Here is a 15,785-nt window from a genome sequence, read left to right on the forward strand (position 1 = left end):
AAAGGCTGAAGCACGATGAACACACCATCCCCTCTGATGACCCTGCGCAATCTGGCGCAGGATGCGGTAGAACAAGCCACACAGCAGCTCGGCCAGGTTCGCCTGGCACAACAGGCAGCGGAACAGCAGCTCTCTATGCTGCTCAACTATCAGGATGAGTATCGGCAAAAGCTGAATACAACGTTGTGCACCGGCATGGAGTCAGCTCGTTGGCAAAACTACCAGCAGTTTATCGGCACGCTGGAACAGGCCATCGTACAGCACCACCAGAAAGTGCTGCACTGGAATACCAGAGTCGATCAGGCCGTGAAGCAATGGCAGGACAAACAACAGCGCCTGAATGCGTTCGAAACGCTGCATACCCGCGCCCTGAGTGCTGAACAGGTACGGGAAAACAGGCGCGACCAAAAACTGATGGATGAGTTCGCTCAACGCAGTTCACAAAGGAATCTCCACCTATGAATCTGAATCTTCTGCCCGGCCTGCTGCCTATTGGCGGCGGCCAGACCCGCGTTGGCTCACCTCCGTTGCTGGCCGAAACCGAGCCGCTGGCGGCCTTTGCTCAACTACTGGGTGAACGTTTTTTACCTGATACGCCACAAGCTGAGCCCTCCTTAGCGGCCGGTACTTCTGAGGCCAGTACGTTACCTCATGCCTCTCTTAACCCACTACCTATCTTGTTCAACGAACCGGCGCTACCGAAGCGGCAAGATATCTCGCATCACGATGAGCAGACACCGCCGCTAGCGGAAACACCGGGTGCAGCCTTATTGCCACCAGACCCGCTACTGCAATCCCTGGTCGCCCTCTTGCCTGCGCCACCGCTCGCTCTGCCTGATGCCACCGAGAAGCCCGCTGATAATACAACCACCAGCTTACCGGCCACAGCGCAGAGTCAAGCTGAGGCATTGACAGCGCCTGTGCTGCCGTCAAAAGCGCCAGCAGCCGTTACCGAAAAACCTTCTCTGCCGATGAAAAATCAGCCTTTCGCGCCCATAGTTCCCCAACCAGAGGGAATAGCCGAATACGCCACGACGCCGTTAAAGTCAGCGGCTGAACCGGCTCTGCCGCCAGCGCCGATAAACCCAACCGCTTCGGCCCCGATTGCCAATCCGGCAGCCACGCCGTTCAACGCGGCCATCAGCCCTTCACCAACCCCACAATTAGCGGCACCGCTCGGCAGCCCGGAATGGCAGCAGGCACTGAGCCAACAGGTATTCATGTTCCACCACAACGGCCAGCAGCGTGCCGAACTGCGCCTGCACCCGCAGGAATTAGGTACATTGCAGATCACGCTGAAGCTTGATGACAATCAAGCACAGCTGCATATCACCTCGGCACACCATCAGGTGCGGATGGCGGTAGAGGCCGCCTTACCCTACTTGCGCACCGCCTTAGAGGAAAACGGCATCAATCTCGGTCAGAGCAGCGTGGGTGCGGAATCTCAATCACAGCAACCGCGCCAACAGGCCGCTCATCACGATACGCAACCGGCATGCCATGAACAGCATGTCGACGTGCAGCAGCCCATCGAACCTATCCCAGTGCCGGTCACTTTGCAGAAGATGGGCCATTCAGCCAGCGGCATTGATATTTTCGCCTGAATGCCCACAAATGCCCAAGCTGACACGCTTTTCCCCGCCTATTCCGGCTATTGCCTGCCAGAATAGGCGGGATAATACCCTTCTACGCCATGCGTGTAATTTTAAGCACGCTATACCGCGTTACCGCGTGAAAAACCGGGGTATAACAACAGGAAATTGATTACGCCATGTCTCAAGATCCTCTGCCAACCACAGCAACGAAAAAGCGCCCACTCTGGGTGATCCTGTCAGTTCTGCTCGCGCTTACCGCGTGCGGTGCTGCGGGTTATCGCTGGTGGGTGATGCAAACCTCCAAAGACGGCCCAGCGGCTGCCACAGTAAAAAAACCACTGCCAGCCGCGCCGGTGTTTATGCCGCTTGAGACTTTTACCGTCAATCTGGTGACCCCGGACAACAACCTTGAGCGCGTGCTGTATATCGGCCTGACGCTACGCTTGCCCGATGAAGAAACGCGCCGTCAATTAAACGACTTTTTACCGGAAGTGCGCAGCCGCCTGCTGATGCTGCTTGCACAGCAGGAAGCGGAACAATTAGCCAACGAATCCGGTAAACAGCAACTGGTCACGCAGATTAAAGACGTGCTGAGTCTGCCGCTGGTTAAGGGACAACCGCCGCAGGTGATCAGCGACGTGCTGTTCACTGCCTTTATCCTGCGGTAATGATTTATGGGCGATAGCATTCTTTCACAGGCAGAGATTGACGCTTTGCTCAACGGCGAAGCCGAAAGCGCCGAGCCGGTTGTCGCCCACCACCGTGATAACGACGTAAAACCCTACGATCCCAATACCCAGCGCCGCGTGGTGCGTGAGCGTTTACAGGCGCTGGAAATCATCAATGAACGGTTTGCCCGCCATTTTCGCATCGAGTTGTTCAACCTGCTGCGCCGCAGCCCGGACATTACGGTCGGCCCGCTCAAAATCCAGCCATACCATGAGTTTGCCCGCAACCTGCCGGTGCCCACCAACCTGAATCTGGTGCATTTGAGTCCGCTGCGTGGCACCGCGCTGTTCGTGTTTGCGCCCAGCCTGGTGTTCATCGCCGTAGATAACCTGTTCGGCGGTGATGGCCGTTTCCCTACCAAAGTGGAGGGCCGCGAATTTACCCCAACCGAGCAGCGCGTGATCAAACGTATGCTGCACCTGGCACTGGACGCCTACGGCGATGCCTGGAGTGCCATTTATAAAATCAACGTGGAATATGTACGCGCCGAAATGCAGGTCAAATTCACCAATATCACCACCTCACCGAATGACATCGTGGTTACCACGCCGTTTCAGGTGGAAATCGGCGCACTGAGCGGTGAATTCAATATCTGTATCCCGTTTGCCATGATTGAGCCGCTGCGTGAACTGCTGACCAATCCTCCGCTGGAAAACTCGCGGCAGGAAGACAGCGACTGGCGCGAAACGTTGGTGAAACAGGTACAGCATTCCGAGCTGGAGCTGGTTGCCAACTTCGTTGATATCCCGCTGCGCCTGTCAAAAGTGCTGCAACTGCAACCTGGCGATGTGTTGCCCATTGATAAACCGGAACGCCTGATCGCCCACGTTGACGGCGTACCGGTTTTAACCAGCCAATACGGCACGCTGAACGGGCAGTACGCCCTGCGTATTGAACATCTGATTAACCCCATTTTGCACACTCTGCATGAGGAACAGCCCAATGAATGATGCAAAGCCACTGGTTGGCACAGAACAGGCATCGGTAGAGGATCTGTGGGCTGATGCGTTTAACGAACAACAGGCCAGCGAGGCATCCGCAGCCACCACCGAAGGCGTTTTCAACGCGCTGGAAACGCAGGAGGCAACAGGCAATATGCAGGATATCGACCTGATTCTGGACATCCCGGTCAAGCTGACCGTCGAACTGGGCCGCACCAAAATGACCATCAAAGAACTGCTGCGCCTGTCGCAAGGTTCCGTGGTGTCACTGGATGGCCTGGCCGGTGAACCACTGGATATTCTGATCAACGGTTATCTGATCGCCCAAGGTGAAGTGGTCGTGGTGGCCGACAAATTCGGCGTGCGCATCACCGATATCATTACGCCTTCCGAACGCATGCGCCGACTGAGCCGCTGATGAACGCCAATGCCGCCGTACAGACACAAAGCACCCAACAGCAACCGACTACGGTGCTGCCCGCTGGTTCGGTACTGATGCAGGTCGGCAGTGCGCTGAGCGTTATTCTGCTGCTGATTCTGTGCGTGAGCTGGCTGTATCGTCGCCTGGGTTTTGCCTCCCAAACCCACGGGAATAAACTACTCCAGCTAAAAGCCAGCTGCCCAGTGGGCCAACGCGAACGCGTGGTGATCGTTGAGGTGGATAACACCTGGCTGGTGCTGGGCGTCACCGCCCAACAGATTACTCCGCTGCATACCCTGCCCGCCCCGGAAAAAGCGCCCGCGCAGGCGGAAAACCTGCCGCCCGCGGATTTCCGCCGGCTTATGCAGAAAGTGCTGAAACGCCCGGAGAAATCAGCATGAGTCGCTCACCTCACCGCCGCGCCACCCTTGTTTTATTGCTGTTGATCAGCCCGAACGCCCTTGCTCAATTACCGGGCCTGATTAGCCAACCTTTGGCCAACGGCGGCCAAAGCTGGTCATTGCCGATACAAACGTTGGTGTTGCTGACCTCGCTCAGCTTCCTGCCCGCTCTATTGCTGATGATGACCAGTTTCACCCGCATCATTATCGTGCTGGGGCTGCTGCGTAACGCACTGGGCACCCCTTCTGCTCCGCCCAATCAGGTGCTGTTGGGGCTGGCGCTGTTTCTGACCTTTTTCATTATGGCGCCGGTGTTTGACAAGGTGTATCAGGAGGCTTATCTGCCCTTCAGCCAGGATAAGATCAACCTGGATGTGGCCATTCAGCAGGGAGCACAGCCATTACATGAATTTATGCTGCGCCAGACGCGGGAAACCGATTTGGCCTTGTACGCCAAGCTGGCAAATTTACCGCCGCTGGCGGGCCCGGAAGCGGTGCCAATGCGCATCCTGTTGCCCGCTTATGTCACCAGCGAGCTGAAAACCGCGTTCCAAATCGGTTTTACCGTATTTATCCCGTTTCTGATCATCGACTTGGTGGTAGCCAGCGTGCTGATGGCATTAGGGATGATGATGGTGCCCCCGGCAACCATCTCGTTACCGTTCAAGCTGATGCTGTTTGTGCTGGTGGATGGCTGGCAGTTGCTGCTCGGTTCACTGGCGCAAAGTTTTTATAGCTAGGCGGCTAAAGGAGGTTTTTCATGACACCCGAATCGGTAATGGCACTCGGCACCGAAGCGATGAAAGTCGCCCTGGCGCTGGCCGCTCCGCTGCTGCTGGCCGCCCTGATCAGCGGCCTGATAGTGAGCCTGTTGCAAGCCGCAACGCAGATTAACGAAATGACGCTGTCGTTCATTCCCAAAATTCTGTCCGTGGTGGTGACGATTATCGTTGCCGGGCCATGGATGCTTAATCTGCTGCTGGATTACATGCGTATCCTGTTCAGCAACCTGCCCAACCTGATCGGTTAATCATGTTCACCTTCGACAGTGCGCAGCTCAGCGGCTGGTTAAGCCAGTTTTTCTGGCCGTTGTTGCGCGTGCTGGCGCTGATTGGCACGGCACCGCTGTTCAGCGAAAAAGCCATCAGCAAGCGGGTGAAAATTGGCCTTGGCGCGCTGATCGTGTTGCTGCTCGTTCCCGTATTACCCAACAGCACTATCCCCATTTTTTCGATCACCGGCCTGTGGCTGGCAATTCAGCAAGTGTTGATTGGCGTAGCGCTGGGGTTAACCATGCAGTTTGCCTTTGCCGCCGTGCGCCTGGCCGGGGAGGTGATCGGCCTGCAAATGGGGCTGTCATTCGCTACCTTTTTTGATCCTTCCGGTGGCCCCAATACACCGATCCTGGCACGCCTGCTGAACCTGCTGGCGATGCTGCTGTTCCTTAGCTTTGACGGCCATCTGTGGCTGATTTCCCTGCTGGCCGACAGCTTCCATACGCTGCCGATCCAGGCTCAGCCCCTTAATGGCAACGGTTTTCTGGCGCTGGCACAGGCCGGTTCGCTGATCTTTATTAACGGCATGATGCTGGCGCTGCCGCTGATTTGCCTGCTGCTGACGCTGAATCTGGCGCTTGGCCTGCTCAACCGCGTGACACCGCAACTTTCGGTGTTTGTGATCGGTTTCCCGGTGACCATGACCATTGGCATTCTCACCATCGGCTTGATGATGCCAATGTTAGCCCCCTTTTGTGAGCGTCTGTTCGGAGAGTTTTTTGAGCGACTGGCGGCGGTAATGGGCGGCATGAACCCTTAAAAAAATGGTACGGCACTCGAGCATGAGTAGGAGAGAGAGTGCCGTACCCAAAAAGTGTGCCCGGTTTCAAGAAGCTGCTAGCGGTGTTGCCACTCACCAGCGCCTCTCAGCACACCTAAAACGTTCCCACCCGGAAAATAGTGGGATAACCCCATTAACGACTCATCTGGAACAATGACATTCCCTGCATGTCATTGAAGGTTTTATACGATGCCTGTAGCGCCGCCTGCTGCATGTAGTAGGTGGAAATCGCTTCAACGATATCCACATCCACCTGCGCGCTCAGTTGAGCCTGGTGATAGTAGGTATTCTCAACGCCGATGTTGTCTAACACCTCCAACTCCTGCAATTGCGTCCCCAATACCGCACGGGTGCTCAGAACCTGGTTGTAGGTATTATCCAAACCACGGGCGGCTTTATCTAAAACCGCTCTCACCTGATTACGGGTGGCGCTATCTGCCCCCTGTAACGGCGTTTTCAGGGCATTCAATGCCATATCGATGCTGTTGAACACGCTGGTTTCTGCCGGGCTGCCATCCGGCTCCGGCTTCGCGTTGCTGGTCAACGACATAAAGATCGCATTACCGGTATGGCCGACGATCATCGAGCGGTTGGCATCCACTTTTTGTTCGATCCGCGAAGCGCTGCCTTGATACACCACCGTTCCCCCCTGTTCAACAAAAGGTGGCTGATCGTTGGCATAACCCGCAAAGAGATAACGGCCATTCCCGTCGGTGCTGTTCGCCTGGCTGAGTAACTGATCTTTCAGCCCCTGTAACTGCGTCGCCAGCGAATCACGATCGTTGTCGCTGAGCGTACCGTCACCCGCGCTCACCAGCAGGGTTTTCATGCCTTCAATACTGACTGCGGCACCACGCAGTACGCTTTCTTCCAATGAAATATTCTGGCGAGCAAAGGTGCGCGCCAAGGCATATTGGCTGTTTTCCGCGAGCGCCTGAGAAACCATCACCGCTTGTGAAGCCGCTAACGGATCGTCTGAAGGGTAAAGCACACGCTTCCCGCTGGAGAGCTGTTGCCCGGCCTGCATCCATAAAGACTGATTCTGGGTAACGCCCGACAGGTTTTGCTGGTAAATCATACTGGTGCTCATGCGCATGGCATCAATTCCTTAAAATAAGCGGCTGAACCCCGTGAAATGCTCCCTTTTCCCAATAAACTCTCTCTTGCACCCATATCGGGATGAGTATTATTTTCGGGAGCGAAACCAGCGATTAACCTGGCGACGGTAAACATCAGCGGATACTCAGTAACGCATCAAACAGCGACGTTGCGGTTTGAATCACCTGCGCGTTCGCCATGTAATACTGCTGAAAGCGCAGCAGTTCGGCATATTCTTCATCCAGATTGACCCCGGAAATCGATTGCTGCTGATTTTCCAGCTGTTTAACGATGCTGCCTTGCGCAGTGCTGTTGATTTTGGCAGTTGCCGTTTGGTTACCCACGCTGCTGACCAACCCGGCATAGGCACCGCTCAGCGTGGCTTTCCCCTCCACCACTTTTTGGGTTTGCAAGCCCAGCAGTTTCTTGGCGTTGTCGTTATCCCCTTTGCCAGCGTCTTTTGCCCCGGCGGCGGCCAATTGCGCAGAACCCCCTATCGCCACCGTCAAGCTGCCTGCTACGTCGCTGACCGGTTTCAGAATGAAACTGTCATTTTTTTGCACGTTACCGTTCATACCGATCTGCAAACCATCGAAGTTCAACGTCGGTTTGCCATTGGCATCGGTTCCGGCACTGGCTGGCACTTTGGCGTTGTCGGCCAGGCGGGTGATCTGCCAGTTGGCTCCGTCAAATTCCAGGTGGTAATCGCTGGCTTTAACTTGGCGGGTATCGGTATAAGCCACCGACACCGCCATATCCCCACGGTTATGAGCGTTGCTCACGCCATAGCCGCCGGAAAAACGGAAAAAATCGCCGCCGGGATCGCCATTGATATCGAAACCCTCACGATGCTGTTGGTTAAAACTGCTCGCCAACGCCAGCGCCAACTGCCCCAGTTGATTGCGTGCGCTGTCCAGTGATTCGCGGCGAAATTGCAGCACGCCGCTGACGCTGCCGTGAGTCATCTGGCTTGCAGGGATTTCGCTGGCACCCTGGCCCCGGTTGTAACCGAGCGTCAGGCGCGCCGGATCTTGGCTGGAGGGCATCGCCTCCAGTTGGTAGGCGATATTGCCCTGCACCAGCGTCAGGCCGTTAGCAAACGTCACGGTGTAGGTATTACCATCCTGTTGAATCACCTGAATACCGGCGACTTTATTCAACTCATTGGCCAGTTGATCGCGCAGATCCAACAACGCATTAGGCTCGCTACCGCCGCTGCTGGCACGCATTTGGGTGATTTCGTCGTTCAGCCTGGCGATTTGCTGGCTGTAGTTGTTGATTTGAATCGCACTGTCGCGCAGTTGCTGATTAATACCTGCATCCATATCTCGCAGGTATTTATCCGTATTATTGAACTGGTTCACCAACCCATTGGCTTTCCCCAGCACGGTTTGACGAGCCGCATCATCCCCAGCATTGCTCACCACGTTCTGTAGGTTCTTGAAGAAATCCTCAATGCCCGTCGCCAGGGTATTGGTTTTGGCCGACAGCAAATTGTCAATCTGGCCGATTTTTTCGAAATAGCTATTCTGAGCCGCCGCCTGACTGTGTGCTCCGCGCAGCTGCGTAGCGATAAACTGGTCATATTCACGGCGCACCGTGGTGACGGCCGCCCCGTTACCGATAAATCCGTTCAGCGTCCTCTGGCCGCCATTTTGTGCCAATATCGCGCTTTGCCGGTTATAGCCTGCCACGTTGTAGTTGGAAATATTATTACTGACGGTGCCAAGTGCGATCTGCGCCGCATTCAGCCCACTCATCGCGGTATTAATCAAGCCACTGGACATATAAATTCCTTATGCGATGAGGCAAAAGCCCATAGAGTTCAATGATTCTGTAATACTTTCCCACTTAACTTGTAGGGATTATCGGCATCGAAAGGGAAAACTTGAGGGGAAAAACCAAGAGAAACATCAGAATAAATCGTTCAAATCCTGCGCGTAGGCTGTTGCCACTGGCGCATTGGCGCTTTGCATCTGCTGCATGAGGTTGACCAGTTTCCTGGCGTACTGTGGATCGGTGGCATAACCGGCCTGTTGCAAGGCGTGCGCTGCCTGCTCCGGGCTGCGGGCGCTTACCACACCGGCATAGCGGGGATTATTAGTCAGCAGTTTGATGTAATCACTGAGTGCTTCTGCATAGGAGCCATACACGCGAAAACGGGCCTTGATCTTTTTTTCCGCACCCAGTGTAAATTCAGTCGTAGTGATTTCCGTTACCGGGCCTTGCCAACTGCTGCCCGCCTTGATCCCGAACAGGTTGTGACTTGGTGAACCATCTGCCGCCGGGATTTCACGCTGGCCCCAACCAGATTCCAGTGCGGCCTGCGCCATGATCAACTGGTGCGGAATGCCGCTTTGTTGGCTGGCAAGCCGTGCAGGAATGGATAAACGCGCCACAAAATTGCCATTGGTCAAGGGTATCGGTGCCTCCGGCGGCATTTTCGGCACGGCGCGGCGTACCCGTTGTGCCAGTATCTGGCTCGGCGCGGTGTACGGCCCATCGTTACCCAACAACATCGGCACAATGATGCCTGCCGCTGCGCTCTGCCCGGCATGGGTTACAGAAAGCTGTTTCAGCATCATCTCTGCCAAGCCTAACCCTTTTTGCGACATCTGCTGGGCAAGCTGCTGATCGTACATCGCGGTGTATAAACGCGTTTGCTCGCTGCTCAAGAGGCCACCTGGTGGCAAGGCGGCACGCATGCTTTTCAGCATCATCTGCACGAACAGGCCCTCAATCTGCTGTGCCACCTGCAACAGGCTGCCCTGTGGATCGGCGGTGGCCTGCCGTTTCAAGTCATTCAGCGCCTGAGCGTCATAGGCAGCACCGGAGATAGCCAGCAGATCGCGGTTCATCAGATAATTTCCAGTTTGGCTCGCAGGCAGCCTGCACTTTGCATGGCCTGCAAAATCGACATCAGGTCTATCGGGGTGGCACCCAACGCATTCAAGGCGCGCACCACGGTGTTGAGGTTGGCACTGGCATTCACTTTTTGCAGTGCGCCACCCTGCTGCTGCACGGAAATCTGGGTATTCGGCGTTACCACCGTTTGGCCGCCACCCAACGGGGTGTCCGGCTGGCTGACAATATTCTGCCGATCAACCACCACCGACAGGTTACCCTGTGCGACCGCACAGGAATCCAGAATCACATCGCGGTTCATCACCACCGAACCAGTACGTGAATTGATGATCACTTTGGCATCAACAGAACCAATGTTAATGCTGATATTTTGAATATCCGCCAAAAAACGCACCTGTGAACTGTTGCCATACGGCACCTGTACCTGGACGGTGCGGGCATCCAGCGCCGTGGCCGTTCCGCTGCCATTCTGGCGGTTAATCGCGTCACTGATTTGCTGTGCTAACGTAAAATCATCAGTGTTCAATTGCAGATTGAGCACCCGATCCTGGCCGAAGGTGGTTGGGAGCTCCCGTTCAACGATGGCGCCGTTGCTGATACGCCCACCGACCAATTGGTTGACCTGCACACTGCTGCCCCCCGCCGCCGCGCCCGCGCCGCCGACCAGTACATTACCCTGCGCCAGCGCGTAAATCTGGTTATCCACACCTTTCAACGGCGTCATCAGCAACGTACCGCCGCGCAGGCTTTTGGCATTCCCCATCGAGGACACCACCACGTCAATGCTCTGCCCAACCCGGGAAAATGGCGGCAGCTTGGCGGTAACCATCACCGCTGCCACGTTTTTCAACTGCATATTGGTGCCTGCTGGCACCGTGATCCCCAACTGCGACAGCATGTTGCTCAAACTCTGGGTAGTAAACGGGGTTTGCATGGTCTGATCGCCCGTGCCATCCAGCCCGACCACCAGCCCGTAACCAATCAGCGCGTTGTCCCGCACGCCCTGTATGGTGACCAGATCGCGGATGCGCTCGGCGTAGGCGGGCATGGTGAGAATGATCGCCAGCAACACTGTTAATATTTTCTTCAACATGATCTCTTACCCACCTGGCTCAAAGGGCGTGTGGCTGTCAGTGTGCAACGGTATTGCATCTCAAAACGGTGAAACGTTCAGGAAGAAACGTTGCAACCACCCCATGGTTTGCGCTTCATTAATGTAGCCATTGCCAACGTATTCAATCCGGGCGTCCGCCACCTGCGTTGACGTGACCGAGTTGTTACCGCTGATCGTGCGCGGGTTGACCACACCGGAGAAACGGATAAATTCGGTGCCCTGATTAATGGCAATCTGTTTTTCCCCCACCACATGCAGATTACCGTTAGCCAATACCTGATTGACCGTTACGGTGATCGTACCGCTAAAGGTGTTGTTGGCATTCGCTCCCCCCTGGCCGCCAAAAGTGCTGTCACCCGCAATATCCATATCGGCCCGCGCATTCCCCAGCAGACCCGCCAGATAACGCGGCGCGGTTGCCACCCCAAAGGTGCTGGCTCCGTTACGGCTGGCGTTAGCCGATGAGCTTTTGCTGGCGCTGACGTTTTCCTGCAAGGCAATAGTCAGGGTATCGCCGATATTACGCGGGCGGCGATCTTCGAACAGCGGCTGATAGCCGTAGTTCATCGGCTGGGCGGCCTGAAAAATAGCCCCATTCGGCACCGGCGCGGTGGCAGGCGCCGGTTGTGCCGTGGTCGCCCCTTCCACCAAAGGCGTACGCGGCAGATAAGCACAACCGCCAAGCAGCAGCGCTTGCAGCAGCAGGCTGGTAATGAGATATCGGGTTGCCACAGGTTTCTCTCACTCGGGTACGGCGGTTAGAGCTGCGTCAGTCTTTGCAGCATCTGATCCGAAGTCGCTACCGCTTTACTGTTGATCTCATAAGCACGCTGGGTCTGGATCATATTGACCAGTTCTTCCGCCACGTTAACGTTTGAGGTTTCCACATATCCCTGATACAGCAAACCTGCACCATTCAGACCCGGCGTACTTTCATTCGGCGCACCGGAGCTGACGGTTTCCTGATATAGATTTTCCCCCAGGCTTTCCAGGCCACTGTCGTTGATGAAGGTGGTCAGCGTCAGTTGCCCCACCTGTTGAGCCGCCGTCTGGCCTTGTTGCGTGACGCTCACAATACCGTCACGCCCCACGGTGATGCTCAAGGCATTGGCCGGAATGGCGATCGCCGGTTGCACCTGAAAACCGCTGGCGGTAACCAGTTGGCCGTTCTGATCAACCTGGAATGAGCCGTCGCGAGTGTAAGCTGGGCTGCCATCCGGCAACATCACCTGGAAAAAGCCCTGGCCTTTGATCGCCACATCTTTGCTGTTGTTGGTCTGTGACAGGTTGCCCTGGCCGTGAATTCGCTCAGTGGCCACCGGGCGTACACCGGTGCCGATCTGTAAACCCGAAGGCAAGGTGGTCTGTTCGGAAGACTGTGCCCCCGGCTGGCGCAGGGTCTGATACAGCAGATCCTCAAATACCGCGCGCTGGCGCTTAAAACCGTTGGTGCTGACGTTCGCTAAATTGTTAGCGATCACGTCCATATTGGTTTGCTGCACATCCAGGCCGGTTTTGGCAATCCATAAAGATGGGATCATGACGTACTCCTCTGCACTCAGCTCATTGCCAGCACTGCGTTAGCACGCTGCGCGTTTTCATCCACGCTTTGGATGACCTGCATTTGCATTTCAAAGCGGCGGGCGTTGGCAATCATCTCCACCATGGTTTCCGTAGGCTTCACGTTGCTGCCTTCCAGTACCCCTGGCATGACCCGCACCTGCGGATCGTTGGGCAGCGTAGTACCCCGTTGCTGCTGGGTAGCCGCGCTAAGATGAAACAGGCCATCATCACCGCGTATCACCTCAAACGCTGCGGCTTTAACTAATTTCAGGCGGCCAATCTGGGCCAGCGTATTGGGGGGATCGCCTGGGTTAAGCGCCGAGATCGTGCCATCCGCCGCGATAGTCAGCTGTGCCTGCGGAGGCACGTCTATCGGCCCACCATCCCCCAGCAACGGCCGCCCCTGTACGATCAACTGCCCTGTGGCGGAGATTTGAATATTGCCGTTGCGGCTGTAGGCTTCGCTGCCATCCGGCTGGCTGACCACCAGAAAACCATCCTGCTGCAATGCCACATCCAACGGCCGTTCGGTATAGTTCAGCGGCCCCTGGCGCAGGTCTACCCCCGGTGTTGAGGCCGCCACCAGGGTGCGCGTTGGCACACTCGGCCCAGCCACCGGCACCGCACGCAGTGCCAGCAGTTGGGCGCGGAATCCAGGCGTTGAGGCGTTAGCCAGATTATTAGCCGTCACCGACTGTTGCTCCAGAGTCTGGCGAGCTGCCCCCATCGCGGTATAAATTGCGTGATCCATAGCCATCCTCACGCCTATTCAAGCGGCGTTATTGGTCAACGGGCGCTTAGCGCAGGCTGACCAAGGTTTGTAAAATCGAATCCTGGGTTTTGATGGTTTGCGCATTCGACTGATAATTGCGCTGGGCCACAATCATATTCACCAGTTCCCGGCTCAGATCGACATTGGAGGCTTCCAATGCACCACTGGTCAGTGAACCAAAACTTCCCCCACCGGCCAGGCCCACCCGTGATTGGCCGGAAGCCGCCGTTTCTCTCCAGACATTATCCCCCTGTGATTCCAACCCTTCCGGGTTAGAGAAATTGGCCAGTACGATCTGGCCCAACAATTGGGTTTGCTGGTTGGAATACACCCCCACCACGGTGCCATCCTTATTGATCTGGAAACCTTTGTACTCACCGGTGGTATAACCGTCCTGAACCGTTCGGCTGGCAGAATCACTGCCCACATTCTGCTGTAGGCTGCCTGCAAAGCTCAGATTGAAGGTTTGCGCCGGTGCGCCGTCTTTGGCAGACATCGGGATCACCAGGTTGAACGGTATGGCACTGGGGTCGCCATTAACATCGCGCGTCTCGGTCAACGTACCGCTGGTACTGAAATTCAGGCTACCGGCTTTCCCGGCTGGAGAGCCATTCACGCTGCCATCCTGGGTGTAAACATCCCACTGGTTATCCGCCGTTTTAATAAAATACGCGTTGATATTGTGGGCATTACCCAATGAGTCATAGGTGGTAATGGTGTTGACGTAATTAAATGATGCAGTGTTGCCGGGATCGAAGGGCTGCGTCTCTGGAACCTGATGGGTTGATCTCAGGTTGATCACCATATTGCCCATCGTGGTGGCTCGCGCTTTCATTAAACCTTCGGGGATACTCAGCGGCAGCGGATTGGCCCCTTGCTGAACGGTTGGCGGTGTTCCCGCTACCGGATAACCCGTCAAACTCAGCCCCTGCATGTTGGTCAAGTTGCGGTTTTCATCCAGGGTGAATTGACCATTGCGGGTATAGAAAACCCCACCAGCGTTATCCTGCATGCGGAAGAAACCGTTCTCGCTGATGGCGATATCCAGTGAACGGCTGGTCGGCGTAGTCGCGCCGTCGTTGAAGTTTTGCGTGATCCCGGCCACTTTAACCCCCAGCCCCACCTGAGAACCGGCAAACATATCAGCAAACGAGGCACTGCCTGATTTAAAGCCGTAGGTTGCAGAGTTGGCAATATTGTTACCGATCACATCCAGGTTGGTTGCCGCCGCGTTCAAACCGCTGACTGCTTGAGAAAAGGCCATGTTGTTCTCCGAAATAAGTGTGATTCAGGATCGGCTCGGTGCACCCTTGCCGATCGGACAGGCAATGGGGTTATTCGGTTGCCCCAACTTTGGGCAGAATCAGGCGTACATCGTCCAGTATCGCGCTACCCGCCACCCCCAGATCCAATTTCGCCCCATCAGTCCCGCGCGTAACCCCACTGACCAGGGCAAAACGCAGCGGTTGTGCCACCAACTGTTCACTGCCACTTCTGGCGTTGATTGCCACGCTGTAAGCCCCATCCGGTGCGCTACTGCCGTCATCCATCGAACCGTCCCAGGTAAACGCATGCACCCCGGCGGCCACGCCGCCAATTTCCATGGTGCGCACCACTTTGCCGGCTGCATCACTGATCGTCACGGTGACCGCATCAGCAGTGCGTTCCAGCTCAATGCCAAAAGGCGTGGTACTCACCTTGCCACCTTGGTTCCCCACAAGGATCGCTTTCCCTGGCACCATCACGCCGTGGCCAATCAGGGAACTGGCCTGAATTGAGCGGTTACTGTTGATCTGGCCCGAAATCGCCCCCAGCGTGGTATTGAGTTTTTCAATCCCGCTGACGGTGTTGATCTGCGCTAACTGCGTGGTCAGCTCATTGTTCTGCATCGGGTTGGTGGGATCTTGGTTCCTCAACTGAGCCACCAGCAGATTCAGAAAATTTTTGTTTAAATCCTCGCTAGCGCGGGGTTGGTCAATGGCTCCGGCAACGGTGTTATCCCGTGATTCATTGGTGGTTGCGGCAATCGCCATAAAAAACTCCGGTTACTGACCCAGCGTCAGGGTTTTCATCATCATGGATTTGGTGGTGTTCAAGACTTCAACATTGGCCTGATAACTGCGGGAAGCCGATAGGGTATTGACCATTTCACCCACTACATCCACGTTGGGCATCCGCACGTATCCTTTGGCATCGGCCAGCGGATGCCCCGGCTGAAACACCAGCCGCTCCGGGGCCGGATCGTCCACCAGTTGTGCTACGCGTACTCCGCCGGTCAGTTGGCCCGGCACGGCAGCCACCTGAAATACCACTTGCTTGGCCCGGTAGGGTTCACCCCCTGGGCCGGTGATGCTGTCCGCATTCGCCATGTTGCTGGCGCTGACGTTCAAGCGTTGAGATTGCGCCGACAGCGCAGAACCGGAAATATCAAAAATACTCAGTAGCGACAT

Annotated in this window: 19 protein-coding genes; 9 read left to right on the forward strand and 10 right to left on the reverse strand. The window is 55.9% G+C overall.

Features of this window, described 5'->3' with window-relative positions:
* Positions 1 to 15: 15 nt before the first annotated feature.
* The 9 genes from fliJ (at position 16) to fliR (ending at position 5,902) form a co-directional block, all read left to right on the forward strand.
* Complete coding sequence (fliJ, locus tag Z042_RS18385; protein WP_024912012.1) at positions 16 to 462, forward strand: flagellar export protein FliJ; 447 nt, start codon at positions 16 to 18, stop codon at positions 460 to 462.
* Positions 459 to 1,604, forward strand: coding sequence for a flagellar hook-length control protein FliK (locus Z042_RS18390; protein WP_024912011.1), 1,146 nt, complete (start codon positions 459 to 461; stop codon positions 1,602 to 1,604). Before fliJ ends, Z042_RS18390 begins: the two co-directional genes overlap by 4 nt.
* A gap of 167 nt (positions 1,605 to 1,771) precedes the next feature.
* Entirely contained in the window at positions 1,772 to 2,263 is a 492-nt protein-coding gene (fliL, locus tag Z042_RS18395) for a flagellar basal body-associated protein FliL (protein WP_024912010.1), read from the forward strand.
* 6 nt (positions 2,264 to 2,269) lie between these two features.
* Positions 2,270 to 3,274 carry a flagellar motor switch protein FliM gene (gene fliM / locus Z042_RS18400; protein WP_024912009.1) on the forward strand — a complete coding sequence of 335 codons (1,005 nt, stop codon included), beginning with the start codon at positions 2,270 to 2,272 and terminating at the stop codon, positions 3,272 to 3,274.
* Positions 3,267 to 3,683, forward strand: coding sequence for a flagellar motor switch protein FliN (gene fliN, locus Z042_RS18405; RefSeq protein WP_024912008.1), 417 nt, complete (start codon positions 3,267 to 3,269; stop codon positions 3,681 to 3,683). Before fliM ends, fliN begins: the two co-directional genes overlap by 8 nt.
* The gene (gene fliO, locus Z042_RS18410; RefSeq protein ID WP_024912007.1) at positions 3,683 to 4,087 is read left to right on the forward strand and encodes a flagellar biosynthetic protein FliO; all 405 of its coding nucleotides are present in this window, start codon (positions 3,683 to 3,685) and stop codon (positions 4,085 to 4,087) included. The genes fliN and fliO overlap by 1 nt, the downstream gene beginning before the upstream one ends.
* Positions 4,084 to 4,827 (forward strand): flagellar type III secretion system pore protein FliP, encoded by a 744-nt coding sequence (gene fliP / locus Z042_RS18415; protein WP_024912006.1) that lies wholly within the window; start codon positions 4,084 to 4,086, stop codon positions 4,825 to 4,827. Before fliO ends, fliP begins: the two co-directional genes overlap by 4 nt.
* Before the next feature lie 20 nt (positions 4,828 to 4,847).
* Complete coding sequence (gene fliQ / locus Z042_RS18420) at positions 4,848 to 5,117, forward strand: flagellar biosynthesis protein FliQ (RefSeq protein ID WP_024912005.1); 270 nt, start codon at positions 4,848 to 4,850, stop codon at positions 5,115 to 5,117.
* Positions 5,118 to 5,119: 2 nt separating this feature from the next.
* Positions 5,120 to 5,902: a flagellar biosynthetic protein FliR gene (gene fliR, locus Z042_RS18425; RefSeq protein WP_024912004.1), complete on the forward strand. Its 783-nt coding sequence runs from the start codon at positions 5,120 to 5,122 to the stop codon at positions 5,900 to 5,902.
* 154 nt (positions 5,903 to 6,056) lie between these two features.
* Here fliR and flgL read toward each other — a convergent pair whose 3' ends face one another.
* From flgL to flgC, 10 genes are all read right to left on the reverse strand, one after another.
* Positions 6,057 to 7,019: a flagellar hook-associated protein FlgL gene (gene flgL / locus Z042_RS18430; protein ID WP_024912003.1), complete on the reverse strand. Its 963-nt coding sequence runs from the start codon at positions 7,017 to 7,019 to the stop codon at positions 6,057 to 6,059.
* 136 nt (positions 7,020 to 7,155) lie between these two features.
* Positions 7,156 to 8,808 (reverse strand): flagellar hook-associated protein FlgK, encoded by a 1,653-nt coding sequence (gene flgK / locus Z042_RS18435; protein ID WP_024912002.1) that lies wholly within the window; start codon positions 8,806 to 8,808, stop codon positions 7,156 to 7,158.
* Between the two features lie 126 nt (positions 8,809 to 8,934).
* Positions 8,935 to 9,879: a flagellar assembly peptidoglycan hydrolase FlgJ gene (gene flgJ / locus Z042_RS18440; protein WP_024912001.1), complete on the reverse strand. Its 945-nt coding sequence runs from the start codon at positions 9,877 to 9,879 to the stop codon at positions 8,935 to 8,937.
* On the reverse strand, positions 9,879 to 10,979 hold the full coding sequence (locus Z042_RS18445) for a flagellar basal body P-ring protein FlgI (RefSeq protein WP_024912000.1): 1,101 nt from the start codon (positions 10,977 to 10,979) through the stop codon (positions 9,879 to 9,881). Before Z042_RS18445 ends, flgJ begins: the two co-directional genes overlap by 1 nt.
* A gap of 60 nt (positions 10,980 to 11,039) precedes the next feature.
* Positions 11,040 to 11,732: a flagellar basal body L-ring protein FlgH gene (gene flgH, locus Z042_RS18450; RefSeq protein WP_024911999.1), complete on the reverse strand. Its 693-nt coding sequence runs from the start codon at positions 11,730 to 11,732 to the stop codon at positions 11,040 to 11,042.
* A 26-nt stretch (positions 11,733 to 11,758) separates the two neighbouring features.
* Positions 11,759 to 12,541 (reverse strand): flagellar basal-body rod protein FlgG, encoded by a 783-nt coding sequence (gene flgG, locus Z042_RS18455; RefSeq protein WP_024911998.1) that lies wholly within the window; start codon positions 12,539 to 12,541, stop codon positions 11,759 to 11,761.
* A 17-nt stretch (positions 12,542 to 12,558) separates the two neighbouring features.
* Complete coding sequence (locus Z042_RS18460) at positions 12,559 to 13,314, reverse strand: flagellar basal body rod protein FlgF (protein ID WP_024911997.1); 756 nt, start codon at positions 13,312 to 13,314, stop codon at positions 12,559 to 12,561.
* A 46-nt stretch (positions 13,315 to 13,360) separates the two neighbouring features.
* A complete protein-coding gene (gene flgE / locus Z042_RS18465) occupies positions 13,361 to 14,599 on the reverse strand; it encodes a flagellar hook protein FlgE (RefSeq protein WP_024911996.1) in 1,239 nt (412 codons plus the stop codon).
* A gap of 70 nt (positions 14,600 to 14,669) precedes the next feature.
* A complete protein-coding gene (gene flgD / locus Z042_RS18470) occupies positions 14,670 to 15,368 on the reverse strand; it encodes a flagellar hook assembly protein FlgD (protein ID WP_024911995.1) in 699 nt (232 codons plus the stop codon).
* A gap of 12 nt (positions 15,369 to 15,380) precedes the next feature.
* Complete coding sequence (flgC, locus tag Z042_RS18475) at positions 15,381 to 15,785, reverse strand: flagellar basal body rod protein FlgC (protein ID WP_024911994.1); 405 nt, start codon at positions 15,783 to 15,785, stop codon at positions 15,381 to 15,383.

This window comes from Chania multitudinisentens RB-25 (assembly GCF_000520015.2).
In the GTDB taxonomy this organism is placed as follows: domain Bacteria; phylum Pseudomonadota; class Gammaproteobacteria; order Enterobacterales; family Enterobacteriaceae; genus Chania; species Chania multitudinisentens.

Bases quoted from the DNA above. Each gene is read 5' to 3' on its own strand.
- fliJ (WP_024912012.1), top strand. From the start codon at position 16: ATGAACACACCATCCCCTCTGATGACCCTGCGCAATCTGGCGCAGGAT.
- Z042_RS18390 (WP_024912011.1), top strand. From the start codon at position 459: ATGAATCTGAATCTTCTGCCCGGCCTGCTGCCTATTGGCGGCGGCCAG.
- fliL (WP_024912010.1), top strand. From the start codon at position 1,772: ATGTCTCAAGATCCTCTGCCAACCACAGCAACGAAAAAGCGCCCACTC.
- fliM (WP_024912009.1), top strand. From the start codon at position 2,270: ATGGGCGATAGCATTCTTTCACAGGCAGAGATTGACGCTTTGCTCAAC.
- fliN (WP_024912008.1), top strand. From the start codon at position 3,267: ATGAATGATGCAAAGCCACTGGTTGGCACAGAACAGGCATCGGTAGAG.
- fliO (WP_024912007.1), top strand. From the start codon at position 3,683: ATGAACGCCAATGCCGCCGTACAGACACAAAGCACCCAACAGCAACCG.
- fliP (WP_024912006.1), top strand. From the start codon at position 4,084: ATGAGTCGCTCACCTCACCGCCGCGCCACCCTTGTTTTATTGCTGTTG.
- fliQ (WP_024912005.1), top strand. From the start codon at position 4,848: ATGACACCCGAATCGGTAATGGCACTCGGCACCGAAGCGATGAAAGTC.
- fliR (WP_024912004.1), top strand. From the start codon at position 5,120: ATGTTCACCTTCGACAGTGCGCAGCTCAGCGGCTGGTTAAGCCAGTTT.
- flgL (WP_024912003.1), bottom strand. From the start codon at position 7,019: ATGCGCATGAGCACCAGTATGATTTACCAGCAAAACCTGTCGGGCGTT.
- flgK (WP_024912002.1), bottom strand. From the start codon at position 8,808: ATGTCCAGTGGCTTGATTAATACCGCGATGAGTGGGCTGAATGCGGCG.
- flgJ (WP_024912001.1), bottom strand. From the start codon at position 9,879: ATGAACCGCGATCTGCTGGCTATCTCCGGTGCTGCCTATGACGCTCAG.
- Z042_RS18445 (WP_024912000.1), bottom strand. From the start codon at position 10,979: ATGTTGAAGAAAATATTAACAGTGTTGCTGGCGATCATTCTCACCATG.
- flgG (WP_024911998.1), bottom strand. From the start codon at position 12,541: ATGATCCCATCTTTATGGATTGCCAAAACCGGCCTGGATGTGCAGCAA.
- Z042_RS18460 (WP_024911997.1), bottom strand. From the start codon at position 13,314: ATGGATCACGCAATTTATACCGCGATGGGGGCAGCTCGCCAGACTCTG.
- flgE (WP_024911996.1), bottom strand. From the start codon at position 14,599: ATGGCCTTTTCTCAAGCAGTCAGCGGTTTGAACGCGGCGGCAACCAAC.
- flgD (WP_024911995.1), bottom strand. From the start codon at position 15,368: ATGGCGATTGCCGCAACCACCAATGAATCACGGGATAACACCGTTGCC.
- flgC (WP_024911994.1), bottom strand. From the start codon at position 15,785: ATGTCGCTACTGAGTATTTTTGATATTTCCGGTTCTGCGCTGTCGGCG.